The organism is Streptomyces sp. NPDC004561 (assembly GCF_053602155.1).
On sequence record NZ_JBSGDB010000534.1, the window covers coordinates 1 to 5,545 of the forward strand.

At 74.9% G+C, this 5,545-nt stretch carries 5 protein-coding genes and 1 pseudogene; 1 reads left to right on the forward strand and 5 read right to left on the reverse strand.

Annotated features, from left to right (window positions below; genetic code table 11):
• Positions 1 to 3,109: LuxR C-terminal-related transcriptional regulator (locus ACWEN3_RS39965; RefSeq protein WP_452981694.1), on the forward strand; the 3,109-nt coding region annotated here is incomplete at its 5' end.
• A gap of 89 nt (positions 3,110 to 3,198) precedes the next feature.
• Here ACWEN3_RS39965 and ACWEN3_RS39970 read toward each other — a convergent pair.
• The 5 genes and pseudogenes from ACWEN3_RS39970 to ACWEN3_RS39990 all read right to left on the reverse strand — a co-directional run.
• Positions 3,199 to 3,840, reverse strand: coding sequence for a GAF domain-containing protein (locus ACWEN3_RS39970; protein WP_452981697.1), 642 nt, complete (start codon positions 3,838 to 3,840; stop codon positions 3,199 to 3,201).
• Complete coding sequence (locus tag ACWEN3_RS39975) at positions 3,803 to 4,426, reverse strand: GTP-binding protein (RefSeq protein WP_452981700.1); 624 nt, start codon at positions 4,424 to 4,426, stop codon at positions 3,803 to 3,805. Before ACWEN3_RS39975 ends, ACWEN3_RS39970 begins: the two co-directional genes overlap by 38 nt.
• Complete coding sequence (locus ACWEN3_RS39980) at positions 4,404 to 4,790, reverse strand: DUF742 domain-containing protein (RefSeq protein ID WP_452981703.1); 387 nt, start codon at positions 4,788 to 4,790, stop codon at positions 4,404 to 4,406. The genes ACWEN3_RS39975 and ACWEN3_RS39980 overlap by 23 nt, the downstream gene beginning before the upstream one ends.
• Positions 4,791 to 4,793: 3 nt before the next feature.
• Positions 4,794 to 5,186, reverse strand: coding sequence for a roadblock/LC7 domain-containing protein (locus ACWEN3_RS39985; RefSeq protein WP_452981706.1), 393 nt, complete (start codon positions 5,184 to 5,186; stop codon positions 4,794 to 4,796).
• A 76-nt stretch (positions 5,187 to 5,262) separates the two neighbouring features.
• A pseudogene (locus ACWEN3_RS39990) lies at positions 5,263 to 5,545 on the reverse strand (sensor histidine kinase); the annotation flags it as partial.

The following is a 5,545-nucleotide window of genomic DNA, read 5'->3' on the forward strand; positions in this document are numbered from 1 at the left end:
GGTGATGATGCCGGAGCCGATGCGCAGCGCCAGACGGGCGGCGATCTCCTTGCCCTCGGCGGAGGACGCGGACGCGCAGGGCATGCGCGTGCTGCGGGCCCGCTGCTCGCGCGGCGACACCGGGGTGCCCTTCGCGGCGGCCCTGCAACTCCTCGGCCCGGACGAGGAGTTCGACGCCTCCACCGAGAGCGAGCGGGAACGGGCCGCCCGGCTGTGGGGGCGCCTGCGCGCGCACGCCGAGCAGTCGCCGCTGCTGGTCGCCGTGGACGACGTCCATCTCGCCGACGCGCCCTCGCACCGCTGGCTGGTGGAGTCCGCCCGGCACGTGGGCCGATTACCGCTGCCGGTCCTGCTGGTCGTCACCGAACGCAGCCAGTACGACATCGACCCGCCCGCCCCGGGCTTCACCCACACCCTGTCGCCGGCCCTCGTGCGCACCCACACCCTCGTGCCGCTGACCGAAGAGTCGGCGGCGCGCCGGGTGCGTTCGGTGTTCCCGGACGCTCCCGAGCCCTGGGTGGACTCCTGCGTACGGGCCGCCGCCGGCAACCCCCTGCTCCTGCGCGCCCTCCTCGACGACCTCGGCGCCGGGCCGCACCCGACCGTGCCCGCGTCGACGGCCGCGCTGTACCCCGGCGCCTACCCGGCGGCCGTCTCCTGGTGGCTGGACAGCGCCGGACCGACGACGGCGGAGGTCGCCCGCGCCCTGGCCGTACTGGACGAGGGCTGGGAGGAGAAGGAGAGGTTCACGGCCCGGTCCGCCGGAGCGCGCCGGGTCCCGCAGCCATCGAACGGCCGCTTCCGGGAGGGCCCGCACGGACCCTCCGGGCCACCCGCTCCGCCCACCCCCTCCCGCACCGAGACCGCGGAACCCTACGGCACACAGCGACCCACCGACGCCGCCGACCCCTACGGCGCGCGCCAGACCCCCGTACCGTCCCCGGCCGGTGCTGTTGGGCTGGGCGGTCGTGGGATTTCTGCCGTTGGTGCCGGTGAGTCCTATGGGGACGGTCAGACCCCCGTGCCGGACGGCCGCGGAACTTCCGGCATCGGTGCCGGTGAGTCCGGCGGGGTGCCGGGGCCGGTGGCCGGTGTTCGCGGGGCGTCGCGCAGGGGCGCCGCCGGTCCTTATGGGGCGCCCGGGAGCGTCGGGCCGGACGCTGTCGTCGCGGCCGCGGTCGCCGGGGGTGGTGGCTGCCCGCACGAGGGGTCGGCGGCGCTGCTCGCCGAGCTGGCCGGGGCGGACGCGCCGCGGGTGGCGGGGTGGCTCACCGCGATGACGGGGCTCGGCGTGCTGCGGTCCGACCGGGAGGGGCGCCCCCGCTACGCCCACCCGCTGCTGCGGGACGCGATGCTCATCGGCGTGCCCGCGGAACGGCGCAGCGCGGCGCACCGGCAGGCCGCCGAGGCGATGCTGCACAGTGGCGCGTCCACGGAGGCGGTGGCCCGCCAACTGCTGCTCACCGGCCCCGTCGGCCGGTCCTGGGCACCGGCCGTCCTGCAGGACGCGGTCCTGCTCGCCCTGCGCGACGACCGCCGCAAGGAGGCCGCCGCCTTCCTGCGCCGGGCCCTGGACGAGCCGCTGCCCGACGACCGGCGCCAGCGGCTGCTGACCGAGCTGGGCTCCCTCGAGTACGCCGACCACCAGGCCGCCCGGAGCATCGGCCACCTCTACGAGGCCCTGCGGCTGCCCGGCGCCCCGCAGGACCGCGTCCGCACCGCCGTCGCCCTCGGCACGGCCCTGGCCGGCCGCGGCCGGACGCGCGCCGCGATGGACGTACTGCGTGCCGTGGACGGCCAGCTGACGGACCGCCCCGAGCTGGTCCGCACCCTGCAGACGGCGTCCGCGCTCCTGTCCGACCAGGACCAGGCGGTCCGCCGCGAGGTCCACCGCTGGCTGTGCGACACCGCCGAACGCTCCCCCGAGCTGGTCGGCACGGCGGGCCAGGCCCTGCTGGTCCGCTACGCCTCCCTGGCCGGGCTGACGTCGGCCGAGGAGGCGGTGCGGCGGATCCGCGCCCTCCTCGCCGAACCGGCCGACCCGCTCACCGAGCCCTTCCTGATCGGCACGGCCGCCGCGGTCGCCCAGTGGGCCGACGAACTCGCCGACGCCGAACGCCTGGTGGAGCGCGGCCTGGCCGGTCAACGCCCCGGCCTGCTGCACCCCGTGCACGACGCGCTGCGCAACACCCGCGCCGACATCGTCGCGGCCCGCGCCGATCACGCGGCCCTGCTGTCCCGGCCCCTGCCGCCGGGCACCGTCCCCACCAACGCGCACGCACACACCGTGATCGCCCTCGTCGAGGCCGGCCGACCGGGCGAGGCCCGGCGCCTCGCGGACGGCTTCGACCTGAGCCAGGCGCCCGACAACTGGGAACTGAACCGCTTCCTGTACGCCCGGGGCGTGCTGCGCGCCGCGAGCGGCGATCCGACCGGCGCCCTGCACGACTTCCTGGAGTGCGGACGCCGCCAGTCCGCGCGCGAGGTCGTCAGCCCCGTCGTCACTCCCTGGCGCACCGCCGCCGCCGAGTGCCGGCTGGCCCTCGGCCTGCCCCGCGAGGCGCTCGCGCTCGCCGAGGAGGAGCTTCGCCTGGCCCGTGTCTGGAACACGCCCCGCACCGTGGCCCGCGCGCTGCGCGTCCTCGGCACCGCGACCGGCGGCCACCGCGGCCTCGACCTCACCGAGGAGGCCGTACGGCTCCTGCGCGACGGCCCGCCGGGCACCGGACCCGATCTGGCGGCCGCCCTGATCGCCTACGGCCGCCGGCTGGCCTCCGGCGGCGACCGCGCCCGCGCCCGCGAGCTCCTGCGCGAGGCCGCCGATCTCGCCGAGCGCCTCGGCGCCCGCCGGCTGCGCACCCGGGCGGCCGACGCCCTGCGAGCGACCGGAGCCCGCCGCACCGCCACCCCCCGGACCGGCTCGGCCGCCCTCACCACCAGCGAACGCCGCATCGCCGAGCTGGCGGCACAGGGCCGCACGAACACGGAGATCACCGAACTCCTGCACCTGGCACGCCGTACCGTGGAGACCCACCTCACCAGCACGTACAAGAAGCTGGGCATACGACGGCGAAGCGAGTTGACGGCGACCCTGGGGCAGGGCTCCTGAGACGGAGGGCGCCCCGCGGTCTCCCACGGGGCGCCCTCGTCGCCGCGGCCGCTGCCTTCCGGATCCGGTGAGCCCTGATCCGGGTGTCCTCAGCGCTGCGAGTCCGGCAGCGCCGCCCCGTCGCGACGGGGCGCCGACTCCTCCAGCCGCTCGACCAGTTCGGCAGCCATGGCCTTGATGGTCTCCAGCCCCTTGCGCCCCCAGGGCTGCGGGTCCTGGTCGACCACGCAGATCGTGCCGAGCACCACGCCGGTGCTGTCTATCAGCGGTGCGCCCAGGTAGGAGTGGACGCCGATCGCGTCGACCACCGGGTTGCCGGCGAACCGCGGGAAGTCCCGGATGTCCTCCAGCACCAGCGCCCGGCGGCGTTTGACCACATGTGGGCAGATCCCCATGTCGATGTCGCGTGGCATGACACGGCCGGGCACCGGTTCCTCCAGCAACGGCGGTCCCACGCGGACCGTGCTGTCCTGCGCGGCGCTGTACAGGCCCGCGTAGTACTGGCGGTCGGCGTCGAGGAAGAAGTTGACCCCCGCGTAGCAGCCGCCGGTACGGTGTGCCAGTTCCCTTGCGAAGGCGTCGAGTTCCGCATCCGGACGGGCGTCGATGCCCAGCTCGCGCAGCCGCTCGGACCGGGCACGCGCCTGCGGGTCCTCCGGGGGGAGGAGCAGGTGACGTACGGCGATCGCGGACTCAGGCCCGGAGGAGGGGTTGGTCGGTGTCGCTGCCATGGGGACTCCTTGTCGTGAGCAGATGCTGAATCAGTTCGAGCAGCACATGGATGCCCGAGCCCTGGACGCGGGCGTCGCACAGCACCACCGGCACCTCCTGACCGAGGTCGAGAGCGGTCCGCACCTCCTCCCCGCGGTAGCGGTGGGCCCCGTCGAACTCGTTGACGGCGACGACGAAGGGCATGCCCCGCCGCTCGAAGAAGTCCACCGCCGCGAAGGAGTGCTCCAGCCTGCGGGTGTCGGCGAGCACCACCGCCCCGAGCGCCCCCTCGGAGAGTTCGTCCCACATGAACCAGAAGCGCTCCTGCCCGGGCGTGCCGAACAGGTACAGGACATGGGACGGACTGAGCGTGATCCGGCCGAAGTCCAGGGCCACCGTCGTCGTGGCCTTGTTCTCCACTCCGTCCAGCCGGTCCGTGGCCGAGCTGACGGCGGTCAGCATCTCCTCGGTGCTCAGCGGCTCGATCTCGCTGAGCGCGTTGACGAAGGTGGTCTTGCCCACGCCGAACCCGCCGGCGATCAGCACCTTGATTCCCACCGGCAGGACTTCGGCGGGCAGTGCGTCACAGTCGTTTGAGGAGGCCATCGCGTACCGCTTCCAGGAGGTCTCGATCAGGTTGTGCGTAGTGGTCGGGGGATGCCGGGGGCGCATCGCCTGCGACCACCGCGCCCCCCTCGGCCAGATCGGACAGCAGCACCTTGACCACGGCGGCGGGCACCTGCATCCGGGCGGCGACCTCGGCGACGCTCACGGGCCGCTCGCACAGCGCCAGCACCTGGGCATGCTCCAGGCCGAAGGCGCCCTGGGTCTGGGCGCCGGTGGCCCGCACCATGGTCCCCAGCGTGAAGTGGGACGTGGCCCTGGTCCGTCCGTCGCTCACCGTGTAGGGGCGGACCAGCCGCCCGGCCGCTTCGTCGACCAGCGGTCCGTCCGGGAGGACCGGCGTCATCGGTTATCCCACCGGGTGCCGGGGCGGCGTGGCCAGGTGCGGGCGCACGCTCTTCACCAGCATCCCCATCTCGTAGCCCAGCACCGCCGCGTCCGCGTCGCGTCCGGCCAGCACCGCCAGCACCGCGCCGCGCCCGGCGGCCGAGACGAACAGCAGCGAGTTGCTGAGCTCCGTCACGATCTGCCGTACGTCACCGCCGTCGTCGAAGTGCCGGCCCGCGCTGCGCGCCAGCGAGTACAGCCCACTGGCCAGCGCGGCCAACTGGTCCGCGGCGTCCCCGTCGAGTCCCTCCGCTGCCTTCACCAGCCCGTCCGAGGACAGCAACAAGGCGCTCCGGGTGTGCGGCACCCGGTTCACCAGGCCCGTCAACAGCCAGGAAAGGTCTTCGCTCGCCACGATCGTGTACTCCTCTATCGACAGAAGGAAACGGCTTGCAGGACGGGGGCCCCGGCCTTCGGGGCGGTCGCGGCCATCAGGGCGTCTCCGCTTCCTCGGCCCTTCGCAGGCCGGTCTGGAACGCGGCCATCAGTCCCGGGTCGTGTGCGACGTCCTCGGCGGCACCGGCACTGCGGACCGGGTGCGGCCGTTCGGCGGCGTGGTCCTGCCGGCGTCGCTGGGGAAGCTGCGGACGGTCGCCCTCGTCGTCGGAGGGCTCCGGGGCGGGCCGGGTCTCGGAAGCGGACTCGCGCGGGTCCGCGGCGGCGGCCGTCACCGTCGCCTCGGGGGCCGCCGCCTCGGGCTCCACCGGGTCCTGC